Genomic DNA, 21901 nt, shown 5'->3' on the forward strand with positions numbered 1-21901 from the left:
GCGTCAACGACGCGCCCGCGCTCGCCGCCGCGTACGTCGGTACGGCGCTCGGCTCCGGGACCGACGTGGCCATCGAGGCCGCCGACGTGACGCTCATGCGCGACGACCCGCTCGACGTGGTGAAGGCCATCCGCATCTCCGCCGGAACGCTCGCGAAAATCAAACAGAACCTGTTCTGGGCGCTCGGCTACAACACCGCGATGATTCCGCTCGCGTCGCTCGGCCTCCTCCAGCCGGTGTTCGCCGCGGGCGCGATGGCGCTGTCGTCGGTGTCCGTCCTCACGAACAGCCTCCTGTTCCGGACTTACACGCCGGACCACGACTACCGCTTCCTCGACTTCCTCCGGCGGTAGTCCGCTTCGCCGTCTCGCTTTTCTCCTCGCGCGGCGATTCTTCAGGGTATGTCCACTCGGACTCCCGTGCCGACAGAGCCGTGGCTCCTGGTCGCTGTCGGTGTGTTCCTCGTCCTCGTCGGCCTCGGAACGCTCGCGAGCGCCCCGTGGCGCTACGCCGCCGCCGAGTCGGTCGTCGCGGTCGCGGCGCTCCAGATACTCGGGTCGCTGTCGGCGGTCGTCATTGGTGCCGGAGCCGCGTGGCTCGGGGCGGGTGAGGCGCGCGAAAAACGGTGACGAGCGAGGCGTTCAGTACCGCGACGGGAGGAACGCCATGCCGATGAGGAGAATGACCGTAGTGAACGAGACGATGGTGACGCCCCAGAGACCGTTTTCGGTCTCGTGGAAGTGCTCGATTTCGGAGAGTTGTGCCTGGTAGCTGTCGTAGTTCTGCGTCAGGACGAGCGTCTCGCCGTCCGGGAAGTACGCGAGGTACTGCTGTCCCGAGAGGGTCAGGTTCGCCTCGTTGTCGACCGTGACGGTGTTCTCCTCGGCCGCGAACCACTCGAGGGTCACGCCGGAGGTCTCGACGGCGTCGACGGTGACAGACTGGTTGTTGTAGTCGAAGGAGTCACCCTCGGCGACGGTGCGCGTCTCGTTGGCCGGGAAGTACTCGTCGACCGAGACGAGCGTCGAGTCGTTGACGACGACGTAGCGCTCGCCGTCCCGGGTGACGGTCTCGTTGTCGGCGTTCGAGTCAGCTTGGAGGATTGCGGTCTCGTTGTACAGTTCGACCAGCGTCGCCTCGGTGGGGTCGGAGACGTTGGCGATTTCGACACGGTAGTCCGTGCCGTCGAGCGTGACGGTGCTCTCGTTGTCCCACGTCTCGGTGAAGCGAGCGGAGTCGTTCACGTAGGTGAGTTCACCGGAGCGGACCAGCGTGGTCCCACCACCGTGACCGCCCGACTCCTCCTCTTCGGTTATCGACGACACTGTGTACGCCTGGTCGCTATCGGGGACGGAGAACTCGTCCCCCTGTGCCAGCGAGTACTCGGGGTTCTCGAAACTGACCGACGGCGTCGATGCAGTCGCGATAAGTGAGTATGCACCGGCACCGATGACCAGGAAGAACACGACGGAGATGACCGCGGCGCGTCGTTGCATGGTTTCGGCATGGGCCACGCGGCGTATAACGATTACTTTTCCTCGGAGCGTGTCACCGCGTCGCGCGACCGCCGGCCGCGACTCCCGCCCCCAATACGACGGTGTAGACGAACAGTCGAAGCTGTGGATTGACAAGGGTTTTTGAAACTATTGGCCGAACCACCCTCCAATGAGATACCGACCAGTCGTCCGACCGTGCCGAACCGGGAGTTGGTCGTGACGCGCGACGACGACCTCGTCACAGAACAGTTGGAGCTCGCCGCCGATCGGTTCGACTTCCTCAACGCGTTGGACGGCGCGCGCCTCGACAAGCGAGATTTGACCGAGGCGCTCCCGTACTCCCGCTCGACGGTCGACCGCGCGATACGCGACCTGACCGCCGCGGGGTTCGTCCTCGACGACGGCGACTACACCACGTCGCTGAAGGGCGGACAGTTCATCTCCCTGTTTCGTTCCACCCGAACCGCCGCCGCCGACGTGCTCGAACTCGACTCGTTCGTCGCCGGAGCGGCCGCCGACTACCCGCTTCCGGTCGAGGCCGTCGTCGGAGCCGACGAACTGCGGACCGACCCGCGCGTCTCACACCCGTTCGATGCGCTCGGGAACAGACTCAAAGCGACGAACAACGGGACGTTCGTCCTCCCGTACCTGCCGAGTCAGACGTTCGTCGACCGGTGTACAACCTGGCTCGTCGACGGACACTCCTGTCGGTTCGTCGCGCCCGACTCCGTCGTCACCGCTATCTGGCGGGCGTACCCGGCGTTTCTCGAAACCGTACAGACCGTCTCGGACTGCGAGCTTCGGGTCGGCGAGGTGCCCCCGTTCGCCATCGCGCAGACGACGCTCGACGGGACGCCCCACACGATGGTGGTCGCCTACGACGACGACGCGCGCGCGAGCTGCGTCATCGAGAACACGAGCAAGCGCGCCGTGGCGTGGGCCCGGAGTCGCGTGCAGTCGATTTGGGAAGCCGCGAGCCCGTTCGACCTCAACGGAAACGCCGACGGCGATGCTCCCGAAACCGAAGCGGACGACGCGGACGCAAGGCGGATGACACGGATGCCACGTCAGACGACGCGAACGCCGAAGCGACGGCGGCCGATCCCACCGCAACTGACGACCGCGGTGCAAGTGCAACGATTCGCGGCCCGGCGCTCTCCACGGCGCTGCGGTCACAGGGGTTCGTCCGACTCGCTCCGGCGTACTTCGACCGCGTCGGCGTCTCGCCGCCGCTGGCGTGCTGGCGCGCCGGATTCGACCTCGGCGAGGTCCGCGCCGGTTACGCCCTCGACCGCGAGCGCCCGACCGAAGACGGACGCGAGAACGTGACCGACGACCTGTTCTCTCGGCTCCGCTCGGGAACCGACCACGTCGTGACGGGGCCGCCCGGCGCGGGAAAGAGCACGGTCTGTATGTCCGTCGCGTGTCGATGGTACGACCACGAGCAGGGTACCGTCCTCTACCGGAAGTCCGGCCAGCACGACCCGTTTACCTCCGCGGCGCACCTCGGGTCGTACCTCGCCGAGGCCAGCGGGCACGTCCTCGTCGTCGTCGAGGACGCGACCCGGACCGAGGCGAACAGTATCTTCGAACTCGTCCGCGAGTTCGACGACGACGACCGCGTGACGTTCCTCCTCGACAGTCGGGAAAGCGAGTGGCGCGACGACTCGCTCCGCGGCACCGCCCGCCTCGAATCCCACCGGACCCAGTCGATAGACGTGGTCTCCGTTCCCGTCATCGACGCCCGCGAGCGAGCCAGACTGGTCGAGCACTTCGAGATGACCGTCGGAACGAACGTCGATATCGACCCCGAGGAACTCACCCCGAACGAGGGCGGAGACCTCGAGCCAGGAGAGATGTATCTCTTTTTGCATCGACTCGCCCGGCACGCCGAGCCGGCAGCCGGAGGGAACGCCGCCCCGACGAGCCTCCTCGACGACATCGATTCCGTCTACGCCGACCTCGAACGCGTCGACGAGCGACTCGGCGTCGACGTCGGCGTTCTCGTGAATCTCCTGAACGCCTCGGGAATCGGCGTCTCGCCGCCGCTCGCGTACGCACTCACCGAGTCGAAGCGCGATGAGTCCGTCGTCGAAGAATCGCTCGACACCCTCGAACGGACCGTCCTCTACTCCGCGTTCGGCGACGACGAGTCCGACGGAGAGCGGGTTCGCGCGGTCCACGAGACGTGGTCCGCTCGCTTCCTCCAGCGGTTACTCGACCTCGAATCCGAGCGCCGCGCCCGCCGCCGGTTCGAGCGGTGTCTCGACGCGCTCTGCTCGCTCGTCGACGACGACGACGCGCGCCAGACCGTCCAATCGGTGTTCGGCGGGACCGCCGATATCGTTCGCACTATCGAGCGCGACCCCTCGACGTGGGGGGACCGACTCGTCCGCAGCGTGTTCGAACTCGGCGTCAACACGCCCACACTCTCCGAGCTGTACGCCGAGACCGACTACTCCGACGTCGGCGTGCCGCGGGCCTGCGACGACACGCTCCGACTCGACGTTCGTCGGTGGCGCGCCCGCATGTTCGTCAACGGGGGCGAACTCGAACGCGCCGAGCGGGAGTTCGAGTCGCTCGCGTCGCTCGACGACGAAAACTTCGACGACGCGGCACTGGTCCGCGCACGCGCCGACGGCTTTGCGGGCCTCTCCGAGGTCGGACGCTACCGCGGTTCGTTCGAGCGCGCCCGCGAACACGCACAGGAAGCCCTGAACCGATTCAGTCGAATCGACGACACTGTGGGCCGCAGCGACGTGTTGAACGCGCTGGGAGGTATCGAGGCACAGACCGACAATCCGGAGGCCGCAAAAGTCTACTACCAGCGTGCGCTCGGACTCCGCCGCGACCTCGGAGACGGTACGAAAGTTGCGAGCACGCTCGCGAACCTCGGACTCGTCGAGGTAACGCTCCGAGAGTTCGAGTCAGCCGCGGCGCACGCCCGCAGGAGTCTCCAGATTCGCCGAGAGATTCAGTATCCGTGGGGGGAAGCGCTGAGCCTCGCCGTTCTCAGCCGCATCGAACTCGAAAACGGGACGCTCGACGAAGCGGAGCGATACGCCCGGCTCGCGCTCGATATCCGCGTCGAAATCGGCGACTCCATCGGCGTCGCGTCAACGTCAAACAACCTCGGGAAGATAGCGTTCGACCGCGGGGCGCTCGACGACGCGCGCGAGCGCTACGAATCCCTTCTCGACGACGTCGAAGACCCGGAGTTCGATTGGATTCGACGGGACGTGTACTACGGTCTCGCCCAAACGCTCTCTGAACTCGGTGAACCGGAGACCGCAATCGAATACGCCGAGCGTGCCATCGACCTCCTCGAAGAAAACGAGTCGAAGCGAACCGAACTCCAAACAGTCCGCGCCCGCGCTCTCCTGGACCGCGGTGATTTCGACAACGCGCGAACGGTCGCAGAACGCGCCCACGAACGAGCGTCCGAACTCGGCGACGAGCCGAGGACGCTCGCGAGCGTGACGCTCGGAGACGTGTACGTGCGGTCTGGAGAGACCGACGACGGGATTTCGCTGCTCAGGACTGCAATCGAATCCGCGCCGACGGCGGTCCTCGAAGGTCGGTGTCGCCGACAGTACGCTACGGCGCTTTGTGAGACCGGAGACGGTTCGGATGCACTCGACGAATTACGACGCGCTGCAGCGTGCTTTTCCTCCGTCGAAGCCGGGGTTCGAGCGCGGAAGGCCGCACTCGACGCCCTCGAACTCGCACACGAACTGGGCGACGACGACGCGGTCAGCGCGCTCGAACAGCGGCTCGTACGATAAGTCGCTGATTCGATACCGAGACGCGTCGCTCACGGGGGTTGCGTTCGAAGAGAAAAGCCAAGGGCCGGAATTGTACCACTGGTTCAAGTTCCAACCGTTAAAGTATATGAATAGAGCATGACCGAGAAGGAACAGGCTCAGCACCTCCGAGAACAGCTCAATACGGGCGAACGCGGCGGAAGTGATACCGACCGCGACGCACTCCTCGAATTCTCCGACCGTCTCAAGCGGATGCGCGAAGAGTACACCTGGCATCGTCACCTGAAGCTTCTCCGCCACTCGACGATCGCGAGCGAGCAGGCTCCCGTTGACCTCGTCGACGCTCGCGAAGACCCCGACGCCTGCCAGCAGCTCGTCGACTGGATTCACGACAAGTACGACATCGACGAAACGCCGTACACCAACCAAGACTACCGTGTTGCCGTCCGCATCTTCGGAAAGCGGACTCTCGGACACAAACTCGCGGTCGAGCAGCGCGAGAAGGAAGACGTCATTCCACCCGTCATGAAGCGTGAGATCAAGACAACCCTCCCACGGAGCTTCAAGCCCCGTCCCGACCCCGCGAAGATGCTCTGGTGGGACGATCACATCGAGCCCATGCTCCAGAACTGTCGGCACTCCCGCGATGCCGCGATGATCGCCGTCTCCTGGGACCTCGGCGCCCGCAGCGGCGAGATGCGCGAGCTCCGCGTCGGTGACGTCACCGACCACAAATACGGCCTCCAAGTCTCTCTCGATGGCAAGACCGGCCAGCGGTCGCGACGATCATCAACGCCGTCCCACATCTGAATCGATGGCTCGCAGACCATCCGAAGGGCAACGACCCAACAGCACCGCTCTGGTGCGACCTCGACAGCGGTCGCGATGTCTCGTACAAGATGAAGCTGAAGATGATGAAGAAGCCTGCGCGCCGCGCGGAAATCCGTCATACCGATATCACCTGGCGTCGGATGCGCAAGAGCTCCGCCTCGTTCCTCGCCTCGCAGAACGTCTCCCAAGCTCACCTCGAAGACCACCACGGGTGGGAGCGCGGTTCCGACGTCGCCTCTCACTACGTCGCAGTCTTCGGCGACGCGAATGATCGCGCCGTCGCGAAGGCTCACGGGATGGACGTCAAAGACGACGACCCCGAACCGACGGCGCCGATCGACTGCCCCCGCTGTCAAAGGGAGACCCCGCGGGAGCGGCCTGACTGCATGTGGTGCGGCCAGCCGCTCTCGCACGACTCCATCCGAAAGCAGAAGAACCAGACGATGGAGCTCCTCGATGCCATCCAAACCGAGGACGGCGATGCGGCCAGCGCGCTCGTCGAACTCGGGAAGATCCTCGAAGAGTACCCCGCGCTCAACAACGTCGTCGGCGACGACATCGAGGTCGAAGAACTCTACTCGCAGATTCAAAGCTGATCACCCCGCTCGCGGTCAAGCTCCAAGAGCTCAAGCGGCTGGCCACCAAACCGCTCTGCGACATCGGGATCGGTCGCCTGTTCCCGGATCGTCTTAAATACCTCTTCGTGCTGCTCGATGATGTCGATCGGGTCCGTCGGTTGTGTCGTTGCCATAGCTTAGTTCTCCAATTTGGCTGTCATGCTACGCTCTCGCTCTTTTTCGAGTTCGCAAAGTTGGGTGGTGAGCGTCACCGCGCCCCTCCGTTGGCAAAGTCGGTGAGCCCGTGTTGGGGAATCTCGAGATCGCCGCCACCAGCAACGCGGTAAACCCGGATGACGCTTTTCGGGAGCCAGACCTCGTCGCCGTCGGCGAGCAGGAGGTAGGCCTTCTCGGTCTCGTGGTCGACCCGGCCACTGACTAGGTTGTCGCTGCGGCCGAGCAGCTCGACGTCCTTCTCGTCGACGAGCCAGTTCGGGAGCCAGGCGACAAGGTAGTCGTCGTCACCGCCGTTGGCCTGGAGCTCTCGGGCGACGGTATCCGGGTCGTCACCGGAGAGCTTTCGGTCGCTGATCAAGTCAGCGTAGCCTTTGATTAAGATAGGGTCTTCACTCATCGTGTCTCTCTCCTGCTGTTGTGGTTTCGGGCCAGTGCCATTCGAGACCGTCCTCGGTCGGGGTCGTGAGTCCCTCCCGATAGAGCCGGTCGTAGGCGTACAGTATCGGGGAGACCCCCGGCCCAAGGCCGTGCCGGACGCGGGCCTCCTTCGCGTACACCATCACCAGCTTGTGACGCCGGCGCCGGATCCGGAACTCCTCGAGGATACCACGAGGGTCGGCGAGGAACCGGCCGCCCCATCGGGAAGTCGCATGGAGGCGCTGGAAGAGCGTCCGGACCACGGTGATGACGCTACGCATCGTCCACCTCCTCGATGTCGACGTGGTCGAGAGGCTCGTCGGCGCCCTTCACCGCGGCGACCAACTGCTGGACGAGCATCTCCGCGCCGTTCTGGCTCACGCCGAACTCCCAGCGATGGAGATGGCCAGCCGACTGTGCGAGCGCGTCTTGGGCGTTGCCGTGGACGTCGTGGAGCTGGCTCTCGTTGAGCAGCACCGAGACCGAAATCCCCTCAGAGTCCTCGGGATCAAGCTCGCGGTCGGTGACGACCTGAGCGGAAATGACCTCGTCGCCATCGACGTTGGACGAGAGGTCGACCAGATTCTCGATCTGCTTGGCGAACACGCGGTAGGTCGGTTCCTGCATCGTGAGGCCGAGTGTGACGAGACCGTCTCCGTTGTGACGGTCGGTGGCGCGCTGGCACTGCTTCGCGAACCATGCGGCCTGGTCGCGATTCATATCGAGTCGCACCAGCGCGTGCGGGTCGGTTGTCGCGAGCACCCGACACTCCGGGAACGGTGACTCGTAGTCGATAGCGCCGGTGTCACTCGCCATCATCAGTCACCACCTCCCCCGAGAAGACACTCCAAGCACGGGAGTTCGCCGGTCCCGGAGTTCGGGCCCACACACCCCACCGTGCCATTGACGCAGGAGTCGTCCTGATCGGCGATGCCGGCGTGGGTTCGGACGGCGTCAGCGCATTGGTGATGGTAGCGATCAGCGCCGCGTTCACCAGCGACCGCGGAGGGGTCGTACTGTCCACCGTCGGTGACAGGCTCGCACTCGTCGGCTCTCTTTTCTGCGTCATCGAGCTCCTCAACGCCAACGGGATCGACGAGAACCGTCTGGTCGCCAACAGTCACGTTGATCCGGTCGCCGGTCCCCAGAGTGTGCACCTTCGACCGCCCGGTCTCGGGTTCTGTGATGCGAATGACTGCGAACCCTGGCCCGAGCCTCGTCCGTTCGGGCGTCGTTGGCTCGGCATCTGCAGCGGTGACCATCACTTCGTCCGCGCCGGCAAGGAGTGCACCAGCGACGGCGTGAATCGCGTCGTAGACGGCGTACTCGCTTGGTGCGTTCCAGGTTGAACCGTCGACGTTCACCTCGTAGCCGGCTGATTCGTTGCGACCACCGTCGGTGACGAGCCGCTCGCCGCGTGGTGAGAGTCCGAGGTCCTCCGGGTCGGCGGCCTCGAGACGCGCGGCAAGCGTGTGGCCGGGGATACCGCCCTTGGGGTCGCGCGGGCGCTCGACGGGGTCGTCGAAACTCGCCCCGCATTCGCCGCAGTAGTGAGCCTCGTCGTTGCCAATCGCGCCGCGCGTCCCTGGCGATCGTGTGCGGACGTTCGACTCATTGCATTCGGGGCACGCTTGGAGCATCTCAACGCCGCCGTCCGTCGCGACGCGAGACACGCGGACGTCGTGGAACTGCTCGTGGTCTTCGGCGGCGTCACCGACCTGTTCGATGTCGCCGCGCTCGATGACTCCGCACTGCTTGCACTTGGCGACGAAGCTCATCTCGAGTCACCACCCTCGTCGTTGGCGTCTTCGTCGACCGTCTCGGAAATCTGGTGGTGGCCGGCCTGGGGATGGGCTTCTTCGGATTTGTGCTCCCACGCGAGACCGCTCCAGCGCAGCGCTCCGGGAGTGATTTCTTCGCTGCAGATCGGACACTCGGCTCCGATCAGATCATCGTAGTCGATCCGCGCCGGGACGAGCTCGACAGCGCCGCCGTCGGTTGCGACGCGGTCTTCGCCGGGGAGTGGGCCGACGTACCGCCAGCGCCGCTCGCCACACTCCTCGCAGTCGTCGGACAGCGTGCACGTCTGTTCGTGTCCGCAGTTGACGCAGCGGTACTCGAGCTCGTCCGGTTCGTCGTCGACGTCGGTGGCGCGGTCGAAATCGCTCCCGTAGCGCTTGTCGAGCGAACACATCTGACAGAGCCGCCGGTTCGGCCCCGTTCGTTGTCCGCACTTCCGGCACTCGCGACCCGCCATTATCGCGACCCTCCCAGAGAGAGCGTGCGGCCACAGACGATGCACCGTTTTTCGATCACCGCGCTTCCGGTGAAATCGGTCTTCCCGTAGCGTCGGGTGTGTTCGTGGGGGCAGTTGTTCGCGGTCGTGATGCCGCCGTCGGTGATAAGTCGGTTCTCAGAAGCGGTGGTCTCTTGAGCCGGGACGCCTAATCCCGACTCGGTTGCGTTCTCAGTCATTTGGTTGAGGTCGTGACCCGCGGTAGGCCGGGCGCGCCCAATCTGTCCAGGACAAGCGCGCTCGGCGGGACCCGCGGTGCTACTTCGTCCCTTAGAACTCGACGTATAAGGGAGGGTGCTGTATTTCCGGCAGAATGGAAGTATTTGGAAAGCTATGCTTATTCGCTGGTTCTGCGCCTTACGAGCCGCGTAACTAAGCCGTTCTCTCGCGTTTTCGTGCATGCGTTTTTAGTAGATCGTGGCCGGCGCGTCTCCCCCGCGCCGGGACCTTTCAGTCGATAGGCAGTACTTTGGGGATCGTTCAGACGTCCGCGCGGGTCCCGTCCTCCGCTGAATTTTCACTCTCTCGCTTGCTACCAGTAGGAGCGAAGTCATCCCACTCATTGCGGTTCTCCGCCTCAAGACGTGCCTTGATGGCTTCACGAACCCATTCACTCCGAGATGTCGCAGGGTGTCGGTGGCCATCGATGTCGTCTCGCATCTCTTCGTCCATCGTGATCGTTGCTTGATAGCGGTTAGTCACCATCTTACCACGTAACCACGTAGTTTCGATGTAATAATAGTTCTTGTGGTGACTAACCAACTAACCACAGGGGCAAGTAATTATGTAGCCATGTGACCACTTTCGGCCATGGCCAATCGGAAAGACGTCACAGTCCCCTTACCGAAAGACGCAGTTGATGAGATCGACGGGAAGCTTTCATACGGAGATAGTCGTGCGGGGTGGATTCGTGAGGCAGTCTATCAGCGTCTTGAGCGCGAGGGAATCAACACAGAAGAATTCCGTAAGGAATTGGGAGACCCAATTGAGGGCGACGAGGGAAATCCGAATCGGGGACCCGAAGCGGTCCCAGTAAGTAACTGAGATGGGTATTTTTCGCGTCCTCCGAGGGCTGTTCAGTTCAAACAGCAGTACTTCGATCGATGGCGACAACATGGGCGTCGCAGGAGAGGATTGGAGGTGGGGCCGCGTTGACGAGCAGCCGTTTGACCACTATACAGACGCGTCCGACCGGGTCGTCGTACTGAAGCGCGAGCGACGTCACGATGAGGCTGAAGAGCTTCTTCTATGGTGCATCGACTACGTGGAGGCCGAAGCCGAGTTCGAGAAACACCAAAAGTACGGCCATGCGGCCATTGCACCCGCATATTACCGGCACCTTGGTATCGTCTATCGTAAGGACGGCCGCTACCAGGACGAAGTGGAAATTCTTGAGAGGTACGTCGAGGCGTGTCGGGGTTTGGGAAGAGACCCACAGAAGAAGATGTCCGAACGACTAGAACGAGCTCGGGAGCTGGCGGCAGAGAGTGAGTCTTGACCGGCGTCTGGTTGTGGCCGTAGTAAAGCTTCTCAGAAACCTTATCCTACCGACTGTGAAGGTCTCTTGCTGAGAGTTCGCCGGCACCATGGATCAGCGCGTAGAGGATATGGTGGTGGGAGGGAAGCGACCGGGGGTTTTTATTGCACATATGCGATTATAGCACTATGGCACGACCGAGTTTCACCGTCCCGGACGACCTCCTGGATGACTTCGACCGGGCGCTCGCGTCAAAAAGCGCGCGAGGGGAACTCCCTCCGAAGGTCAACCGGAGCAAGGTGGTTCGAGAGCTGATGTACGAGTACGCAAAAGAGGAGCTTGGTGAGGGAAACTTGAATACGACCCCGAAGCTGACGATTGACTGATTGTTTTACAGCTCTGCGGGGTCAAGAGCACTAATACTATCGGGGAGTTCAATTGCCTCATCGAGGACACGGTAAACGCGGTTCTGTGGGGGTCCTTCGGACTCAATAAGATCGTATTCTTGGAGCTTCGCGAGCTTGTTACGACGTGAGCGCTTGCCGATTGGTGTCAGATCGTGGCCATAGTAGATGTCCTGAGAGACCTCCTCATACTTAGTATGGAGATCACTCGCTGGAAGCTCACCAGCTTCGTGGACTAACGCGTAGAGAACGTGGTGATGGAAAGGGAGCGACCGAAGGTTTGATTTCCGGATTCGGTGCTGGGCTCGCTCGAATGAGTCGTTGATATCGGAACCGTGAATGCTCGAACGCCCCCGCTCGTCTGCAAGTTCGGCGGCAGCACGTAGCGCTTGAATCCCAAATCTCGCAACGCCGGCAACCTCGTCAGCGATGGTTTGGAGCTGGTTGTTCGTGACTGCACCCCGAGAGAGGCCCTGATCAGCCCGTGCCCGTAGGATCGACGAGAGCTCGTTGACCCCGTAGCGCTCAAGTTCGATTGGGCCGGTGATATTCTGCCGCACGGTGGATGGGGCTCGAGCAAGCCAGCGATCAGCGTCGTGGCAGATCGCGACGATAGATACCTTGGGTACGTGGGTGATGTACTCTAAGGCCTCGGTGTTGGGGAGTGTGTCGGCCTCGTCAAGCACTAAGATGTAGGGTTGGTCGACGGCTTCACGCAATTGCTCTCGGAGAACTTCGACGGGTGTGTTTAGTGCGACATCGACCTGGACGTGGTGCTCGCGAAGAGCTGTTCGAAGAATCTCTCCGGTGGTGGTGCCGAGACATTCGATGTGAGCGTGGTCGACGGCAGCGAACGCTTCAAGCTTCCCGAGCGTGTGCCTGGCGAGGACAGTTTTCCCGACACCAGAAGGCCCTGCGATGAGGACATCGTCGGCACGATTGCCGTCGAGCGCCGACCCAAACGTGCGGGAAAGCTCTTCTACCGCCCCCTCTCGGTGCCTGAGCTCCCGGGGCAGGTACTCGTCCTCGAAGACCCGCGGATCAGTTATCATGTTGTCCAAAAATGACGTAAACTGGGTATAAAAACAAGTGCGACAATTCCGGCAGATGGTTGACGAATTCTAAACTTGTTTTTTACCACCTGCCGCCCGCCCATGCTGGCCCGCTAGTGAACAGGCTTCGTCGTGGACGATCTCGAAGACGTCCTCATCGAGGTTCCCACACTCGCACTTGAACGAGATGACTTCACCATCGTGGAGGCCGCCCCTTCCCTCAGTTTTCCCGAACTTGACGACTGTGATTGGGTGGGCCGCATCGAACTCAGGTGTCGGGCGTCCGGGGACATCAGGGGCGAGTTCGTCGTAGTGGTCGCGACCGTGTTCTCCAGCGAGAGAGCAGTCTTCGTCGTGCCAGATCTGCTCAAGCGTCTCGTCAGCTTGCATGCATTCGGGACAGAGGTAACCGACACACTCTCCGCGGAAGTGATTCGAACCCTCGGGCTCGGTGACGACCAGCCGCTGAATTTGGATACCTTCCAGCCGCTCGCGAATGACCTTCATTGGTTTGCCTCCTCATCAACGTGGAGATTAGATACAAATTCGTCGACGTACGCATCAACCGCAGTCGATAGATGCGCGTCGGACCCATCGACGGCACGAAATAACTCGTCCTTCGTTTCTTGAGGGACGTCGTCGTCGCGTGATAGGCTCGATTCCAGTTCGTAGGTGAGCCATCTCAGTTGCGCAAGCCGCACGTAGGTCTCGTCTTGGATGAGCTGCTCGTACTCGTGGTAGGTCAGTTCATCATCGACGAGCGAGCGTTCGTGCTGGTATGGTTTGGAGCCAGCGTACTGCAGCTTGTGTACGAACGACATCAGTCGTCACCCCACGGAAGGATGGAGGTCGCTCGCGAGACCATCGCCATTCGAATCTGCTCGGCTGACTCCTCCATCCGACGCTCGGTCACTTGGGAGAGGTCGTCGCTGTACTGCAGCTGGATGTCGATGTTCTTGAGCGCCACCGCGAGCTCGCCGAAGACCTCGTCCGAACAAAGTTCTTCGGCGTGGGTCCCGTGCGGGTCGTCAGCGTTGATGAACTCCTCGGCGTAGCGGCCAGCGGCCTCGCGAGCATCGGCAGCGGTCGTCATTCGGACTCACTCTCCTTGGTGTCGCGGTTGTGGAGTGGGTGTTCGAGCTGGAGCCGGGAGCGCGGGTAGGCGTAGCGCTTTTTGTCGACGTCGAGATCGGTGCGCTGGGGGAAGGTCACTTCGACGACGTCGTCCGTCTCTGGGTACGCCGGGTTTACATCCGCGACGGTGGGGCCGTCGTCAGACAGTTCGTAGGCGTCCGCGCGCAGGGTGTCGAGTCCGACGACGAGCATGGTCGCGATATCGTCTTCCTCGTCTTCGTCGGCATCACGGTCGGTGACGTGGTCGCCAACGTGGAGCCGGGGGAGTGCGTCTCCCTCGGCCATGTTGAGTTGCTCGGCGATGCGGCGGGCGTGGGTGTTGTCGTCGGTCATCTTAGTGCTCCTCCGGGATCTGTGCGGTGACTGCGTCGTGGATGGCGTTGCTCGTAGCCAGGTAGACGTCCCAGTCAGGGAGTTCGTCGACATAGATGTCGGGCGCGAAGTCGTTCGCTGGGGTGGTCGTGGTCGGTACTTCCGAAACCGTTTCTGTTGGGGGGTTCGTAGCTGCCATTGCTTCGTTGTCCGAAGCACGGTCAGGGTGTTCCAGCACCCTGGCCGGCCATTCTGGCCGACCTCCCGTGCTCTATCCTACAGTACGTAGTGTCCCCACTTAACTGTTTTTACAATGTAAATGGCAATGGTATTTGTTGGAGTAATGCTTTTGTCAAAAGCAACCCTACTATGAACGTGGTGAGAGAATGAGTACACCAAGAATGGTTGACGCCGACGACTTCGACGACCTTCACTGGGCGATTATCGACGAGATGCTGGCCGGACGCGACGATGGCGAACCGTGGGGGTACGCAACTCCAGGCCATCTCGCAGAGGTGACTGGTGAGAGTCGGCAGTTGATGAATCAGCGGCTTCGGGACTTGACGATGTCCGACGTCGTCGAGAAGGTGAGCCGTGGGTTCTACCGAATTCACGCATCTGAAGTCCCTGACAGAGATGAGTAGCGACGGCATCAACTGGCCGCCGAACTACCCGCGCACCGCCGCCGAAGACCGCGAGCCGTATCCTGGCGACCTCTCGCCCACGCGCAAGGAGTCCTTCGAGAGCGTCGTCGACGAACTCGAGCGCTGGGGCGCGACCGATGTCGACATCTCGACGGCGAGCCAGCACTACGCCGACCGGCCGAACATCCCCCACCAACACGACAAGCCCGACGACGTCGGCGTGGTCGCACGCTTCCGTCGCGAGGGGGAGGCGGCCGACACGGGCTACGCGATCGCGTGTGACCGCTGGTCGACCCAGCGTGAGAACGCCCGCGCGATTGCGCTGTACGCCCGTCGGATGCGACTCGCCGAGCGCTGCGGCGTCACGACCGCGTCGTCGACGTTCGAGACGGCCCGACTCCCGCCGGCTCAGGACGATGACGTCGTCGTCGCCGAGGCGTCGCGAGCGCCGCACGACGTCCTCGAGGTCGCCCCCGACGCGCCGGCCCACGTGGTTCGTGATGCGTATCGCGATCTCATCCAAGAGCGTCACCCCGACAAGGGCGGATCTCGCGAGGAGTTCGACGAGCTGCAGGAAGCGAAGGAGGCGATGCTCTCGTGAGCGACGATGTGACTATTTTTTATCAGAATACGCAAATAGTCCGTTTTTCCTCGAAATCTGCCTAGCTAACTCACCCTCTAGTGATTTTACAGCCGGTTCTGAGGCACGTGGTTCTATTTTAACGACTGTTCGTGGTGGCAGAATGTTCGTGAAGTTCACTCCGCTTTTGTCAGTCCCAACTAGGTGTTCATGAACACGTTCAACGACGTCGTTCGTTGAGCCAACATAGTAGACTCGGCCTCCTTGATTCAGTTCGTGTGTTGCCTGTTCGTTGGGCTCAAGTGTGTCAATTGGAATTCCCGATTCAACTTTTGTTTGGACAGCTCTGCGCCGATCCCAGATTTTGGCAGGTTCATCAGCGATCGTAGGTGTACAATCCAACACATACACGTGGTAGGGCGAGTCCGTAGCGCTGAACTGTGAGTCAAATTCCCGAATGTCAGTTGGCGATTCAAGATTTGCGGTGACACCGAAAGGCGAGTCTGGAGTTTGACTTCTATCCGGGGGTTCGCTGACAAACCCGGACACATCTAGGGGAAGTGTCGTTGGTGTGTGGAGGCCGACACCGTATTCACAACCATCACGGAAAGCATCAATAGCGACGATACACTCGGCAAAGTCTTGGTTTTTGAGCCTCCCCACAGGCTCGTATAATGGCCGCCCGACTTGTTCGTGAAGCAGTCTCTTCAGCGCGGTAGCATTCCTTGCATTAAGAGACATATCGTCATCGTAGTAGTCGCTCTCACGGGCGTATTCAATTGGCTTCGCCCCAGGTCTAAGCTCGGCGAACATTGCTAAGGTGAGTGGATTCACACTTGTCGGTCGCTTTTTGAGCCTGACCTCTAGTTTGTCAACCAATCCCTCCCTGTTTTTGCTGTTGTCAATGTGTTCCTTGATTTCATTGCGAAAATCGGACATAGTGTACTGTAGTTCTATTTCGACTGATATGAATCCATTTCTCTATTGAACATTTTGAGGTATCCGCTTTTGCACTAAACAACCGAGTTCGGCCGCCTCCTACTCCGCATTACATACTTAGTGAGGATGTTAACCGATATTATTGTAATAAACGTAGGAATCGAAGCTGACCTTTTTAATCTACTTCTTTTCCTTGTACAGTGTCACAGAGAGATGTGTCAGAACAACTCCCTTTCGCCGTCCGGGTCACAGTCTTACGAAGATTCGCGGCCTCGCCGACGGGGGCGATTGTCCAAGCGGAGATCTGGCCGTAGGCGGTAGCTATGTCAGAACCTCAGTTTTGAGTATGGAAATGTCTCGATTCTCTGAGCTACGTTGCACCAAAAAGTGAGCGACAGCTACGCCGCGTCAGAGGTCGAACTCCCGGCGAGTTGGACGACTGCAATCTCGGCGACGGTCAGCGACAGCGCTGCGAGCGCCCGGACGGGAACGAGGTCGACGCCGTCGACCCAGATGCCCGCGCCCAAGAGCACGGCCGTGAACGCGATCCCGAGAAGCGCGGCCAGCAGACTACCGGAGACCTCGCGGTCGTAGAAGTGCTCGAGGACGGGATAGGCGAGGAAGCCACACGCCCCGACGAACAGGAAGATGTAGTTGACGAACATGACGGGCTCAGTCATCTGCGTCCTCCTGGTCGCGCGCTGCGAGCGCTCCGGAGATGGCGCCGCCGAGCATGGACGCGGCCTGCCCCCAGCGAGAGCGAGCGAGCTCGATCCCGAAGAGTGCGAAGAGGACGGTCCCGAAGGCGGTGTAATGGAATTCGGTGAGCTGTGCGGTCTGTGGGAAGAGGACGTCGGCGAGCAACGCGATGGCGAACGCCAGCGCGAAGATCAACCCCGCCCATCCTCGTGCGTTTTCGACGCGCATTCATGATTCGAGGGTGTCTGGTCGGCCGCGACGGCCCCTCTCGGCGTCGCGGGCCCGGTGATGTCAGTAGTGCTCGCTCGTGCGACTCAGCGAGGCGCAGCGGAGGTCATCGCGGGCGGTAACCCCGACTACGTTTATAGTAGAGATGGTCGAAAATCTCGAAATCACGATTATAGTTGGATGTGCAGAGGCGGGTGTCTGCTGCGTTGGATACCTTGTAGCAGAGTTACTCAAAGAGCTAAAGAAAGAGCGACGGGGTGATAAATAGAACTCAGAACTCGCTGACGACGTGCCGACTCGGGTCCCACGACGACGGCACGAACGCGTCGCCGTTGTCGTCCGTCGGCTGTTCTTCGGGGTGGTCCTCGTACCACGCCTGGACATCGCTGCTCGTCACCCCGCCGGTTGGGCTCTGGTAGTGAGTGAGCGTCGCGCCCGACGGGACTGCAGCTGCCAGTCGGCTGTAGAGGTCCGCTGCTTCTGTAGCTCCGTCGTAGGTCGTGCCGTCGACGTCGATCGTCCCAGAGACGAACGTCACGCGAGCCGTGAGGCGCTCCTCTCCGTCGGAGAGGCTATCGTCATCATCGATCCGTTGTGGGCCGTCGTACTCCGGGCCGACAAACGGCGCACCGTCGGCGGGGAGTTCGGACTGGAGCGTGTCCAGCGTGTCCGGGTCCGAATCGACCGTGAGCGTGACGACGTGATGGAGAACGAGATGACTCATAGGAGGCTCACCCGGCGGGCGGTCATGTCATGAATATAATCCCGCTCTTGCTCCGAGACGACCCGGCTGGAATGTCCAGCTAAAGACATCAGTCCGTTCCAGAAGTCGTATGCCCCGTCAAGTGCCCCAACAAAGAATTGTCGGGGAGTAGTCTCCAATGAGATCGGAGATGTGTCTGTGGTAACTTTCCGCTGGCCGCCTGACGACACATCAAATAACATCTCGCCGTCGTCGTATGTAGCGACGACAGAGACGAACTGCCCAAGCTCCAAATTGTCATTGCTCAGGATGTGGGAATCCGACCCCGACGTGATTTTGAACTCAAGCTGCGGTGAGCCTGAGCCGTCATCATCGACAGATAACTGATACTGTCTCGCGTTGGCCCCGCCACCGAACGCAAATATAGAGTTGACTGACCCTGACGAAGTCGTAAATGAGTCAGCTCGTACTACGGCAAACATCGAAAATTCGGTTTGGTCGTAGAATATCGGGTCAGTCCCGATGACTCCGTAATCGTCCGTCCCGTCGAACGACGCCGCCTCCCCGACCGGCGATGGTTTCCCCATGCTTACGCCGCCGTTGAGCGCGAGATGTCGCCCGTTCCCCGAGCGGTCGCGGACGACGTTTCGTCCGCCGTCGTAATCCACGTCGTCAAACGTGTACCATGCCTCCAGCCCGTCCTGTAAGTTGAGTTGTGACATTTACAGTTCCTCCACGATTACCTCGCCGACTTCGAGCGTTTCGGCGTTCCCGTCGCTCCCGTCTTGCAACTGGATGATAGGACGATAGTCCGTGGGGACAGCGTGGTCATGGGTAACCAACGGGACTCCATCTTTGAGATACCTTACTTCGGACCCATCGTATTCTATGGAAATGTCATGAGTTGTCGACCAATCCCATGTCGTGGGGGTTGAGGTGACGTTTCCATTGTCGAGCGTGGAGTATGCGGCACCACCACCCAGCTCAGCCAACATCCCCGTCCCCGATGTATCAAGTCTCGTTGTCGGGTCCTCGTTGGAAATCCCAATGATTGCTTTCCCTGACCCGTTAGCGCTGTACGAGACGTTTGAGAATGTGATTCGAAACGGCCCAAGCGACTCGTGGGTTGTGAGTGCCGAGGCAAAAATCGCACCGAAAACGCCACTCCCCGTTCCGTCATGCTCGGCATGGAGCCGCCGTGGGCGTCCGGTCACGCTGAATGTGTAGTTCCCACCCGACGACGCCGACGACCAATTCGGAACGTCCGCTAACGTCTCGAACTCCCACATGAGGCGTTCGGTGAGACGGGCGGCCCGTGGGCGTCGGAGCCCATAGAGCCCGCCCTCACCGTCTGCGTTCGCCTTGAGCGTGCGTTTCCCGTACCCGGCGTCCCACTCGACTAACGACACGTCGTCGCCTGGTGCGAGCGCGTCGTCCGTCCGCAGGTAGGCGTGAACCTTGGTATCCGAGACGACCGCCTCATGCGGGCCGGCGTCCAACGCGCCCTTCGGTCGGACGACTTCGCCCCCGAGTTCAACCGGTCCGTATTGCGTGTCGGTGAGATACTCACGCGTCCGACGCACCGTCTCTATTTCGCCGATATACATGGGGCTACCGCCGCTTGAATAGGTTTCAATGAATATGGTATCTGGATTGAATCTAGAATCAGATACCGAGACGGAACCAAGTTCCGTTCCGGATGAATCAATCGCCGTCGCAACGACAGTTGTTTCGGAGAGTTCTATATCAACGTCGACCCATTCACCGAACGTTTCAGCAAATGAGTCTGTTGGCCCGCCCTCTTCCGAATCAGAGAACACAGACATTCGTATTGCGTCCTCTCTGATTTCCACCCGGTACGTGTTTTCATACCTTGATTCGGTACCTTCGGAGAGGTAGAGATTTATTCCCGCATCCACCCCAGCTAAATAAGTCGGGATTGTAGCGGAGTCGCCGCGCTCTATTCTCTGTCCGGACATGAGCGTGGCAATTTCAAAAGAGCCGCCCGTAGCGTCCGATTTGAGTGAGTAGTTACCACTATCAACAACAGAAGATTGGACAGAAAACACGTCATTGAATGTCCAATTGTCCGGGAGGCGTCCACCCTCCCAATCCTCAATAGTTAGGTCGACACTCGACGGCACGCGCACACCGTCTTTCCCGACGTTCGTCAGCTCGTACCCGCCCCAGTCCTTGTCCGTGTCGATGGCGAGCCCCGACAGGTCACCCGCACTCACGCCCCCGCTTTGGTCGAGCAGCACGTACGAACCGGCCGAGGCGTCGAACCGGTAGAACCCCGCGGTATCCGAGCCCGACGGCGGGACTTCGATGATACCCGGTTGCTGGGGCGCGTTCGCGGTCGCGTCGTACTGCGGGACCGTGATCGACTCGGAGGCGATGAGGTCGGTCAGCGTCGCCGTCTCGGCGGTCACCTCGTCAGCCTCGAGCGTCGGCCCCGTCAGCACACCGTTTGCCTTCTCTTTCCATTGCCGAAGGAATCTGAAAATTCCCATTAGTGCGCCTCCTGGATGGTCACGTCGGCTGTCTCGCCCGCTGCGGCGGGGGTCGTCACGCGCACCCGAAGCCACGCGTCGGCCGCGTAGAACGTGTCGCGGATGTCTTGGGGATCGTCGACGTCGGCCTTGTCGTAGACGGCCTCGTCTTCGAACCACCCGTCGGTGGGCGGCGAGCTGGTGTCGTTGTTGTGGTGGACGTCGAGTGCGTAGCTGGCGTCGGCAGTCGCCTCGATGTTGAGCGAGACGAGTGCGTCGCCCGGCGTTTTCATCGCCAACAGGACCGCGTCGGCGGTCTCGATCGGCTTGTCGGTACGTCTGGTCGTTGACTGTGTTTGTGCCATGTGAAAAGCGCCTCCTGCAGGAAGGCCGCGGTCGTCCCCTTTCCCACCCGCCGCGGCGCGGGTGAGGTCATCGGGACCGGTTGCTCAGTTCGTCGAGGCGTCGCCGTCGAAGTAGATGACGTCACCCGTATCCTGGAGCCGATAAAATCCGGGTTGGCCGTCGGCGAGTGCGGTCGCATCGGCGACCGACGTGACGCCTTGATTCGAGATGGGGTTGCCCTCCATGTCGAGCGTCTCCCGCACGCCGATCGAATCGACGACGACGTCGAGCGAGAGGGTCCCGATGTCTCCAGAGAAGCGCTCGGGGACGAACAGCGACAGCGCCGATCCACGTGGATACGTCGCGTCAGTTCCGTCCGAGTACGCCACCCGGAAGTAGAGCAGGTGCATCCCCGCGCCGGTGGTCGAAAACCCGCCGGAAAACGAGTAGCTCACCTCACCAGCAGCGGCGTCGGTGACCGACACCGTGTCGTTGAGGACGGTGTTGTCGTCCGCCTTCCGTTTCACAAAGAGCCGGACCTCGTCGGCGTTGGTGAGGTCGACCACGCCCCCATCCAAGTCCTTGAGTGTGGCGTCGAGTGTGGGCGCTGAGTCGCCCTCCCGGAGCACGTAGTCTGCCGTCGCTGGCTTCTGTGCAAATGGATCGGTCATCTACGGGCCCTCCATGTCGAGCAGTCGTCGGGCCTTCATCACGCCGTCTCGAGCCGACCAACCGTCGCCGGTGTAGTGACGCCACGCGCCCCGGAGCGCTGCGAGCCAGCTCTCGTCGAGGCCGGCCAGCGGCGAGCGCTCCCCGTGTGCGGCGACGACAGTCCCGCCGTCGGGACCGGGGAACAACCGGATATGGGTCTGCCAGCGTCCGAACAACCCCGAGGGTCGATGGGCGTAACTCCCGCATTCACGACGTCCATGCCAGCGTTTCAGGGCGGCGCAGTTGTTCGGGAAGATCTTCTCCCGACTCCGGAGCCGGTCGCGAACCACAGACGGTGGGTCGTCGATCACCCCTGCAATCTCGGCGTCGTGCAACGGGAGTTCGAACTTGATGAACGGAAGCCGGCGTTCGAGCCGGGGAAGCAGGTCGCGGCGGACGTACCAGAGGTCGGGCCACGTCCGACCGAGGACGCGCTCGACGCGAGGGTCTGAGAGCGCGCCTCGCCGGGCGGCCCACGCGAGGAGTGCGACGGTCGCGACGAGCGCGAGGAGCGATGCGACTCGGGGTGGATTCGATTCGAGCATGGGATAACTGGAAATGGTGGTGTGGGTGGTTGGGAAGG

33 protein-coding genes and 1 pseudogene are annotated in these 21901 nt (G+C 61.5%); 10 read left to right on the top strand and 24 right to left on the bottom strand.

Features of this window, described 5'->3' with window-relative positions:
- Together ATB1_RS05030 and ATB1_RS05035 are read left to right on the top strand one after the other, a co-directional pair.
- Positions 1 to 353 (top strand): annotated as a pseudogene (locus ATB1_RS05030) (heavy metal translocating P-type ATPase); the annotation flags it as partial.
- A gap of 48 nt (positions 354 to 401) precedes the next feature.
- Entirely contained in the window at positions 402 to 629 is a 228-nt protein-coding gene (locus tag ATB1_RS05035) for a hypothetical protein (protein ID WP_042662536.1), read from the top strand.
- Between the two features lie 12 nt (positions 630 to 641).
- Here the strand turns inward: ATB1_RS05035 and ATB1_RS05040 are convergent, their stop codons facing one another.
- The gene (locus tag ATB1_RS05040) at positions 642 to 1496 is read right to left on the bottom strand and encodes a hypothetical protein (protein WP_042662537.1); all 855 of its coding nucleotides are present in this window, start codon (positions 1494 to 1496) and stop codon (positions 642 to 644) included.
- Between the two features lie 216 nt (positions 1497 to 1712).
- Here ATB1_RS05040 and ATB1_RS22900 point away from each other — a divergent pair, with 216 nt between their 5' ends.
- From ATB1_RS22900 to ATB1_RS19740, 4 genes are all read left to right on the top strand, one after another.
- Complete coding sequence (locus ATB1_RS22900; protein WP_241768069.1) at positions 1713 to 2825, top strand: hypothetical protein; 1113 nt, start codon at positions 1713 to 1715, stop codon at positions 2823 to 2825.
- Positions 2822 to 5281 (top strand): lipopolysaccharide assembly protein LapB, encoded by a 2460-nt coding sequence (locus ATB1_RS05045; RefSeq protein WP_241768070.1) that lies wholly within the window; start codon positions 2822 to 2824, stop codon positions 5279 to 5281. Before ATB1_RS22900 ends, ATB1_RS05045 begins: the two co-directional genes overlap by 4 nt.
- A 117-nt stretch (positions 5282 to 5398) precedes the next feature.
- A complete protein-coding gene (locus tag ATB1_RS19735) occupies positions 5399 to 6070 on the top strand; it encodes a hypothetical protein (protein ID WP_052367743.1) in 672 nt (223 codons plus the stop codon).
- Between the two features lie 89 nt (positions 6071 to 6159).
- The gene (locus ATB1_RS19740) at positions 6160 to 6687 is read left to right on the top strand and encodes a hypothetical protein (RefSeq protein WP_052367745.1); all 528 of its coding nucleotides are present in this window, start codon (positions 6160 to 6162) and stop codon (positions 6685 to 6687) included.
- On the opposite strand, the gene ATB1_RS21955 is transcribed toward ATB1_RS19740, so the two are convergent.
- The 8 genes from ATB1_RS21955 to ATB1_RS05085 form a co-directional block, all read right to left on the bottom strand.
- Positions 6678 to 6842 carry a hypothetical protein gene (locus ATB1_RS21955; protein ID WP_157837715.1) on the bottom strand — a complete coding sequence of 55 codons (165 nt, stop codon included), beginning with the start codon at positions 6840 to 6842 and terminating at the stop codon, positions 6678 to 6680. The two genes, ATB1_RS19740 and ATB1_RS21955, sit on opposite strands and share 10 nt — an antisense overlap.
- A 74-nt stretch (positions 6843 to 6916) precedes the next feature.
- Positions 6917 to 7282, bottom strand: coding sequence for a hypothetical protein (locus ATB1_RS19745; protein WP_052367748.1), 366 nt, complete (start codon positions 7280 to 7282; stop codon positions 6917 to 6919).
- Positions 7275 to 7583 carry a hypothetical protein gene (locus tag ATB1_RS05060; protein ID WP_042662538.1) on the bottom strand — a complete coding sequence of 103 codons (309 nt, stop codon included), beginning with the start codon at positions 7581 to 7583 and terminating at the stop codon, positions 7275 to 7277. Before ATB1_RS05060 ends, ATB1_RS19745 begins: the two co-directional genes overlap by 8 nt.
- Positions 7576 to 8121 (bottom strand): hypothetical protein, encoded by a 546-nt coding sequence (locus ATB1_RS05065; protein ID WP_128081397.1) that lies wholly within the window; start codon positions 8119 to 8121, stop codon positions 7576 to 7578. Before ATB1_RS05065 ends, ATB1_RS05060 begins: the two co-directional genes overlap by 8 nt.
- Positions 8121 to 9080, bottom strand: coding sequence for a hypothetical protein (locus ATB1_RS05070; protein ID WP_042662540.1), 960 nt, complete (start codon positions 9078 to 9080; stop codon positions 8121 to 8123). The genes ATB1_RS05065 and ATB1_RS05070 overlap by 1 nt, the downstream gene beginning before the upstream one ends.
- Positions 9077 to 9496: a hypothetical protein gene (locus tag ATB1_RS05075; protein ID WP_157837716.1), complete on the bottom strand. Its 420-nt coding sequence runs from the start codon at positions 9494 to 9496 to the stop codon at positions 9077 to 9079. Before ATB1_RS05075 ends, ATB1_RS05070 begins: the two co-directional genes overlap by 4 nt.
- Before the next feature lie 62 nt (positions 9497 to 9558).
- Positions 9559 to 9777: a hypothetical protein gene (locus ATB1_RS05080; protein ID WP_042662542.1), complete on the bottom strand. Its 219-nt coding sequence runs from the start codon at positions 9775 to 9777 to the stop codon at positions 9559 to 9561.
- Between the two features lie 301 nt (positions 9778 to 10078).
- Positions 10079 to 10303 (bottom strand): ribbon-helix-helix domain-containing protein, encoded by a 225-nt coding sequence (locus tag ATB1_RS05085; protein WP_042662543.1) that lies wholly within the window; start codon positions 10301 to 10303, stop codon positions 10079 to 10081.
- A 409-nt stretch (positions 10304 to 10712) separates the two neighbouring features.
- Between ATB1_RS05085 and ATB1_RS05095 the strand changes: the two genes are divergently transcribed.
- Together ATB1_RS05095 and ATB1_RS05100 are read left to right on the top strand one after the other, a co-directional pair.
- The gene (locus tag ATB1_RS05095; RefSeq protein ID WP_128081398.1) at positions 10713 to 11096 is read left to right on the top strand and encodes a hypothetical protein; all 384 of its coding nucleotides are present in this window, start codon (positions 10713 to 10715) and stop codon (positions 11094 to 11096) included.
- A 167-nt stretch (positions 11097 to 11263) separates the two neighbouring features.
- Positions 11264 to 11461 carry a CopG family ribbon-helix-helix protein gene (locus tag ATB1_RS05100; protein WP_042662545.1) on the top strand — a complete coding sequence of 66 codons (198 nt, stop codon included), beginning with the start codon at positions 11264 to 11266 and terminating at the stop codon, positions 11459 to 11461.
- Positions 11462 to 11466: 5 nt separating this feature from the next.
- Here ATB1_RS05100 and ATB1_RS05105 read toward each other — a convergent pair whose 3' ends face one another.
- The 6 genes from ATB1_RS05105 to ATB1_RS21960 all read right to left on the bottom strand — a co-directional run bounded on the left by ATB1_RS05105 (position 11467) and on the right by ATB1_RS21960 (position 14176).
- Positions 11467 to 12531, bottom strand: a complete 1065-nt coding sequence (locus ATB1_RS05105; RefSeq protein ID WP_042662546.1) for a Cdc6/Cdc18 family protein — start codon at positions 12529 to 12531, stop codon at positions 11467 to 11469.
- A 69-nt stretch (positions 12532 to 12600) separates the two neighbouring features.
- Positions 12601 to 13038 (bottom strand): hypothetical protein, encoded by a 438-nt coding sequence (locus tag ATB1_RS05110; RefSeq protein WP_042662547.1) that lies wholly within the window; start codon positions 13036 to 13038, stop codon positions 12601 to 12603.
- Positions 13035 to 13352 (bottom strand): hypothetical protein, encoded by a 318-nt coding sequence (locus ATB1_RS05115; RefSeq protein ID WP_042662548.1) that lies wholly within the window; start codon positions 13350 to 13352, stop codon positions 13035 to 13037. The genes ATB1_RS05110 and ATB1_RS05115 overlap by 4 nt, the downstream gene beginning before the upstream one ends.
- The gene (locus ATB1_RS05120) at positions 13352 to 13624 is read right to left on the bottom strand and encodes a hypothetical protein (RefSeq protein WP_042662549.1); all 273 of its coding nucleotides are present in this window, start codon (positions 13622 to 13624) and stop codon (positions 13352 to 13354) included. The genes ATB1_RS05115 and ATB1_RS05120 overlap by 1 nt, the downstream gene beginning before the upstream one ends.
- The gene (locus ATB1_RS05125) at positions 13621 to 13998 is read right to left on the bottom strand and encodes a hypothetical protein (RefSeq protein ID WP_052367751.1); all 378 of its coding nucleotides are present in this window, start codon (positions 13996 to 13998) and stop codon (positions 13621 to 13623) included. Before ATB1_RS05125 ends, ATB1_RS05120 begins: the two co-directional genes overlap by 4 nt.
- Position 13999: 1 nt before the next feature.
- Positions 14000 to 14176, bottom strand: coding sequence for a hypothetical protein (locus ATB1_RS21960; RefSeq protein WP_157837717.1), 177 nt, complete (start codon positions 14174 to 14176; stop codon positions 14000 to 14002).
- Positions 14177 to 14363: 187 nt separating this feature from the next.
- Between ATB1_RS21960 and ATB1_RS05130 the strand changes: the two genes are divergently transcribed.
- Both ATB1_RS05130 and ATB1_RS05135 read left to right on the top strand, forming a co-directional pair.
- Entirely contained in the window at positions 14364 to 14621 is a 258-nt protein-coding gene (locus ATB1_RS05130) for a MarR family transcriptional regulator (RefSeq protein ID WP_128081399.1), read from the top strand.
- Complete coding sequence (locus tag ATB1_RS05135) at positions 14614 to 15222, top strand: J domain-containing protein (RefSeq protein WP_042662550.1); 609 nt, start codon at positions 14614 to 14616, stop codon at positions 15220 to 15222. The genes ATB1_RS05130 and ATB1_RS05135 overlap by 8 nt, the downstream gene beginning before the upstream one ends.
- 12 nt (positions 15223 to 15234) lie before the next feature.
- On the opposite strand, the gene ATB1_RS21390 is transcribed toward ATB1_RS05135, so the two are convergent.
- The 9 genes from ATB1_RS21390 to ATB1_RS22310 form a co-directional block, all read right to left on the bottom strand.
- Positions 15235 to 16140: a hypothetical protein gene (locus ATB1_RS21390; protein ID WP_128081400.1), complete on the bottom strand. Its 906-nt coding sequence runs from the start codon at positions 16138 to 16140 to the stop codon at positions 15235 to 15237.
- 398 nt (positions 16141 to 16538) lie between these two features.
- Positions 16539 to 16820, bottom strand: coding sequence for a hypothetical protein (locus tag ATB1_RS05140; protein ID WP_042662551.1), 282 nt, complete (start codon positions 16818 to 16820; stop codon positions 16539 to 16541).
- Positions 16813 to 17067 (bottom strand): hypothetical protein, encoded by a 255-nt coding sequence (locus tag ATB1_RS05145; protein WP_042662552.1) that lies wholly within the window; start codon positions 17065 to 17067, stop codon positions 16813 to 16815. The genes ATB1_RS05140 and ATB1_RS05145 overlap by 8 nt, the downstream gene beginning before the upstream one ends.
- A 271-nt stretch (positions 17068 to 17338) precedes the next feature.
- A complete protein-coding gene (locus ATB1_RS05150; RefSeq protein ID WP_042662553.1) occupies positions 17339 to 17791 on the bottom strand; it encodes a hypothetical protein in 453 nt (150 codons plus the stop codon).
- Positions 17788 to 18492 carry a LamG-like jellyroll fold domain-containing protein gene (locus ATB1_RS05155; protein WP_042662554.1) on the bottom strand — a complete coding sequence of 235 codons (705 nt, stop codon included), beginning with the start codon at positions 18490 to 18492 and terminating at the stop codon, positions 17788 to 17790. Before ATB1_RS05155 ends, ATB1_RS05150 begins: the two co-directional genes overlap by 4 nt.
- On the bottom strand, positions 18493 to 20031 hold the full coding sequence (locus ATB1_RS05160; RefSeq protein WP_128081401.1) for a hypothetical protein: 1539 nt from the start codon (positions 20029 to 20031) through the stop codon (positions 18493 to 18495). It abuts the gene before it with no gap.
- 251 nt (positions 20032 to 20282) lie between these two features.
- The gene (locus tag ATB1_RS05165) at positions 20283 to 20627 is read right to left on the bottom strand and encodes a hypothetical protein (protein WP_042662556.1); all 345 of its coding nucleotides are present in this window, start codon (positions 20625 to 20627) and stop codon (positions 20283 to 20285) included.
- Positions 20628 to 20711: 84 nt separating this feature from the next.
- A complete protein-coding gene (locus tag ATB1_RS05170; RefSeq protein WP_042662557.1) occupies positions 20712 to 21278 on the bottom strand; it encodes a hypothetical protein in 567 nt (188 codons plus the stop codon).
- Positions 21279 to 21863, bottom strand: coding sequence for a hypothetical protein (locus ATB1_RS22310; RefSeq protein WP_052367755.1), 585 nt, complete (start codon positions 21861 to 21863; stop codon positions 21279 to 21281).
- Positions 21864 to 21901: the final 38 nt, after the last annotated feature.

The organism is Haloferax sp. ATB1 (assembly GCF_000730175.1).

What these genes read in the sequence shown, in the direction of transcription:
- ATB1_RS05125 (WP_052367751.1), bottom strand. Translation starts at nt 13,998, where the DNA reads ATGACCGACGACAACACCCACGCCCGCCGCATCGCCGAGCAACTCAAC.
- ATB1_RS05115 (WP_042662548.1), bottom strand. Translation starts at nt 13,352, where the DNA reads ATGTCGTTCGTACACAAGCTGCAGTACGCTGGCTCCAAACCATACCAG.
- ATB1_RS05080 (WP_042662542.1), bottom strand. Translation starts at nt 9,777, where the DNA reads ATGACTGAGAACGCAACCGAGTCGGGATTAGGCGTCCCGGCTCAAGAG.
- ATB1_RS05140 (WP_042662551.1), bottom strand. Translation starts at nt 16,820, where the DNA reads ATGACTGAGCCCGTCATGTTCGTCAACTACATCTTCCTGTTCGTCGGG.
- ATB1_RS21960 (WP_157837717.1), bottom strand. Translation starts at nt 14,176, where the DNA reads ATGGCAGCTACGAACCCCCCAACAGAAACGGTTTCGGAAGTACCGACC.
- ATB1_RS05095 (WP_128081398.1), top strand. Translation starts at nt 10,713, where the DNA reads ATGGGCGTCGCAGGAGAGGATTGGAGGTGGGGCCGCGTTGACGAGCAG.
- ATB1_RS05130 (WP_128081399.1), top strand. Translation starts at nt 14,364, where the DNA reads ATGAGTACACCAAGAATGGTTGACGCCGACGACTTCGACGACCTTCAC.
- ATB1_RS05155 (WP_042662554.1), bottom strand. Translation starts at nt 18,492, where the DNA reads ATGTCACAACTCAACTTACAGGACGGGCTGGAGGCATGGTACACGTTT.
- ATB1_RS05145 (WP_042662552.1), bottom strand. Translation starts at nt 17,067, where the DNA reads ATGCGCGTCGAAAACGCACGAGGATGGGCGGGGTTGATCTTCGCGCTG.
- ATB1_RS05075 (WP_157837716.1), bottom strand. Translation starts at nt 9,496, where the DNA reads ATGTGTTCGCTCGACAAGCGCTACGGGAGCGATTTCGACCGCGCCACC.
- ATB1_RS21955 (WP_157837715.1), bottom strand. Translation starts at nt 6,842, where the DNA reads ATGGCAACGACACAACCGACGGACCCGATCGACATCATCGAGCAGCAC.
- ATB1_RS05085 (WP_042662543.1), bottom strand. Translation starts at nt 10,303, where the DNA reads ATGGTGACTAACCGCTATCAAGCAACGATCACGATGGACGAAGAGATG.
- ATB1_RS05165 (WP_042662556.1), bottom strand. Translation starts at nt 20,627, where the DNA reads ATGGCACAAACACAGTCAACGACCAGACGTACCGACAAGCCGATCGAG.
- ATB1_RS05150 (WP_042662553.1), bottom strand. Translation starts at nt 17,791, where the DNA reads ATGAGTCATCTCGTTCTCCATCACGTCGTCACGCTCACGGTCGATTCG.
- ATB1_RS19745 (WP_052367748.1), bottom strand. Translation starts at nt 7,282, where the DNA reads ATGAGTGAAGACCCTATCTTAATCAAAGGCTACGCTGACTTGATCAGC.
- ATB1_RS21390 (WP_128081400.1), bottom strand. Translation starts at nt 16,140, where the DNA reads ATGTCCGATTTTCGCAATGAAATCAAGGAACACATTGACAACAGCAAA.
- ATB1_RS05040 (WP_042662537.1), bottom strand. Translation starts at nt 1,496, where the DNA reads ATGCAACGACGCGCCGCGGTCATCTCCGTCGTGTTCTTCCTGGTCATC.
- ATB1_RS05070 (WP_042662540.1), bottom strand. Translation starts at nt 9,080, where the DNA reads ATGAGCTTCGTCGCCAAGTGCAAGCAGTGCGGAGTCATCGAGCGCGGC.
- ATB1_RS05110 (WP_042662547.1), bottom strand. Translation starts at nt 13,038, where the DNA reads ATGAAGGTCATTCGCGAGCGGCTGGAAGGTATCCAAATTCAGCGGCTG.
- ATB1_RS19735 (WP_052367743.1), top strand. Translation starts at nt 5,399, where the DNA reads ATGACCGAGAAGGAACAGGCTCAGCACCTCCGAGAACAGCTCAATACG.
- ATB1_RS05060 (WP_042662538.1), bottom strand. Translation starts at nt 7,583, where the DNA reads ATGCGTAGCGTCATCACCGTGGTCCGGACGCTCTTCCAGCGCCTCCAT.
- ATB1_RS05170 (WP_042662557.1), bottom strand. Translation starts at nt 21,278, where the DNA reads ATGACCGATCCATTTGCACAGAAGCCAGCGACGGCAGACTACGTGCTC.
- ATB1_RS22310 (WP_052367755.1), bottom strand. Translation starts at nt 21,863, where the DNA reads ATGCTCGAATCGAATCCACCCCGAGTCGCATCGCTCCTCGCGCTCGTC.
- ATB1_RS05100 (WP_042662545.1), top strand. Translation starts at nt 11,264, where the DNA reads ATGGCACGACCGAGTTTCACCGTCCCGGACGACCTCCTGGATGACTTC.
- ATB1_RS05120 (WP_042662549.1), bottom strand. Translation starts at nt 13,624, where the DNA reads ATGACGACCGCTGCCGATGCTCGCGAGGCCGCTGGCCGCTACGCCGAG.
- ATB1_RS05105 (WP_042662546.1), bottom strand. Translation starts at nt 12,531, where the DNA reads ATGATAACTGATCCGCGGGTCTTCGAGGACGAGTACCTGCCCCGGGAG.
- ATB1_RS05135 (WP_042662550.1), top strand. Translation starts at nt 14,614, where the DNA reads ATGAGTAGCGACGGCATCAACTGGCCGCCGAACTACCCGCGCACCGCC.
- ATB1_RS05065 (WP_128081397.1), bottom strand. Translation starts at nt 8,121, where the DNA reads ATGATGGCGAGTGACACCGGCGCTATCGACTACGAGTCACCGTTCCCG.
- ATB1_RS05035 (WP_042662536.1), top strand. Translation starts at nt 402, where the DNA reads ATGTCCACTCGGACTCCCGTGCCGACAGAGCCGTGGCTCCTGGTCGCT.
- ATB1_RS19740 (WP_052367745.1), top strand. Translation starts at nt 6,160, where the DNA reads ATGAAGCTGAAGATGATGAAGAAGCCTGCGCGCCGCGCGGAAATCCGT.